General features: G+C 67.6%; 3 protein-coding genes. All 3 read left to right on the top strand.

Annotated features, from left to right (window positions below; genetic code table 11):
• The coding region (locus R1101_RS28050; RefSeq protein ID WP_232284807.1) for an FAD-binding domain-containing protein at positions 1–306 on the top strand (306 nt) is incomplete at its 5' end.
• 257 nt (positions 307–563) lie between these two features.
• Positions 564–1,928 carry a TIGR01777 family oxidoreductase gene (locus tag R1101_RS0121560; RefSeq protein ID WP_016935321.1) on the top strand — a complete coding sequence of 455 codons (1,365 nt, stop codon included), beginning with the start codon at positions 564–566 and terminating at the stop codon, positions 1,926–1,928.
• A partial coding sequence (locus tag R1101_RS28045) for an NAD(P)H-binding protein (protein WP_016935320.1) occupies positions 1,925–2,302 on the top strand: 378 nt, incomplete at its 3' end. The genes R1101_RS0121560 and R1101_RS28045, both read left to right, overlap by 4 nt.

Below are 2,302 nucleotides of genomic sequence, written 5' to 3'. Positions count from 1 at the left end.
TTCATGGAGCATCTGGTGGACGGCGATCTGGCATCCAACCAACACAACTGGCAGTGGACCGCGGGCAGCGGCACCGACGCCGCCCCGTACTTCCGGGTGTTCAACCCGACGCGGCAGGGCGAGAAGTTCGATCCGACGGGTGAATACGTGCGCAGATGGGTACCCGAACTGCGGAGCGTCGACGGCGCTCGTGTGCACAGTCTGCCCGACGGCCCTCCGGACGGATATCCCGAAGCGGTCGTCGATCACGCACACGAACGTCGGGTCGCTCTGGACAGATACGAGCGAATTCGCTCACCCCGATGAGAAAGACGGCGAAACGACCCATCCGATCGTGTCGGTGCTCCGAACAACTTCTGGACGGACACCGTGTTCGCCGTAGAACCAACGAAAGGACACCGCAGTGCGCGCACTCGTCGAAACCGCTTTCATGGCCATCCACACCCCGCTCGTCGAGGCATACACCTTCCTGATCAGCGTCCTTCCTGCTTGAGTGGATACGGCGCCGGGGCCCGCTCCGGCGCCGTGACCACGGGGACGGCATCGGCAACGGGAGGCACAGTATGGGGATCGAGTTCTCGAGTGTCGTCGACGCACCGCGCGACGACGTGTTCGACTGGCATTCTCGTCCCGGCGCCATATTCCGCCTGATCCCACCCTGGCAACCGATGAACGTCGTCGCCGAGGCCGATTCCCTCGAATCCGGCACGGCCGTCCTCGGTCTCCCCGGCGGACTGCGGTGGATCTCCCGGCACGATCCCGAGGACTACGATCCGCCCGCACGTTTCGTCGACGAACTCTCGCACGACGGTCTGCTGTCGCGTCCCGCCACCGCGATCGGTTCGTGGCGGCACGAACACCTTTTCGACGCCGTCGGCGAGTTCCGTACCCGCGTCACCGATCGCGTCGTCACACCGGTGCCGGGTCGCTTCCTCACTCAGACCTTCCGTTACCGCCACCGCCAGCTCGCCGATGACCTTGCGAGCCACCGCTGGTCGCACGCGCAGGGCATCCGGCCGGCGACCGTCGCGGTGACCGGGTCGAGCGGCCTCGTGGGCACCGCCCTGACGGCCTTCCTGTCCACGGGCGGATATCACGTGATCCGGCTCGTCCGCCGACCGTCGCGGCGACCGGACGATCGACACTGGGATCCCCACGATCCGGCGCCCGACCTGCTCGAAGGTGTCGACGCCGTCGTCCATCTGGCGGGTGCCTCGATCGCCGGCCGGTTCACCGACTCGCACAAGGCCGCAGTCCGCGACAGCCGGATCGAGCCGACACGACGGCTCGCCGAACTCGCCGCGAGAACACCCAACGGCCCCGCGACCTTCGTCTCCGCGTCCGCGATCGGCCTCTACGGCTACGATCGCGGCGACACCCCGCTCGACGAGCACGCCTCCCGCGGAACCGGTTTCCTCGCCGACGTCGTCGCCGACTGGGAGGCCGCCACGCGTCCCGCGGAGAAGAAGGGCCTGCGGGTCGTGCACGTACGCACCGGCATCGTCCAGACACCCCGCGGCGGCACACTGCAATTGATGCGGCCACTGTTCGCGAGCGGTCTCGGAGGCCGGCTCGGCGACGGCCGGCAATGGTTCTCCTGGATCGACATCGACGACCTCGTCGACGTCTACCACCGCGCGCTCACCGATCCCGCCCTGGCCGGACCGGTGAACGCCGTTGCGCCGCAACCGGTGCGCAACGAGGAGTACACGCGGGTGCTGGCATCGGTGCTGCACCGTCCGGCCCTGCTGCCCGTCCCCGGTTTCGGACCCCGATTGCTGCTCGGCGAGGAGGGCGCGCGCGAGGTCGCCCGGGCCGACCAGTTCGTCGTCCCGAAGGCCTTGCTCGACATCGGGTATCGATTCCGGCGCCCCGATCTCGAAGCATCGCTGCGCCATCAACTCGGCCACATCCTGGAGGAGACGTGATCCCAACCCGCATCCTCGTCACCGGAGCGACCGGTTACATCGGTGGCAGGCTCGTTCCGCGACTGCTCGAGGCGGGTTACCGCGTACGGGTCTTCGTCCGCAGCCCCGACAAGTTGCGCGACGTACCGTGGGCGAGCGACGTCGAGATCACCCGCGGCGACCTCGACGATCCCGAATCCCTGCATGAGGCCTGCCGCGATATCGACGTCGTGTACTACCTGGTGCATTCGATGGGCGGCCGCGACGAGTTCGTCGATGCGGAGAAACGGGCCGCGCAGAACGTCGCCGATGCCGCACGCGATTGCGATGTGTCCCGCATCGTGTACCTCGGCGGTTTACACCCCGATGCGACCGAACTCTCGCCACACCTGTAC

It is taken from the genome of Rhodococcus sp. R1101 (assembly GCF_000278445.1).
In the GTDB taxonomy this organism is placed as follows: domain Bacteria; phylum Actinomycetota; class Actinomycetes; order Mycobacteriales; family Mycobacteriaceae; genus Rhodococcus; species Rhodococcus gordoniae.
The sequence above is the reverse complement of the archived record's forward strand: the minus strand, read 5'-3'. Positions and strand labels throughout refer to the sequence as shown.

Bases quoted from the DNA above. Each gene is read 5' to 3' on its own strand.
- R1101_RS0121560 (WP_016935321.1), top strand. From the start codon at position 564: ATGGGGATCGAGTTCTCGAGTGTCGTCGACGCACCGCGCGACGACGTG.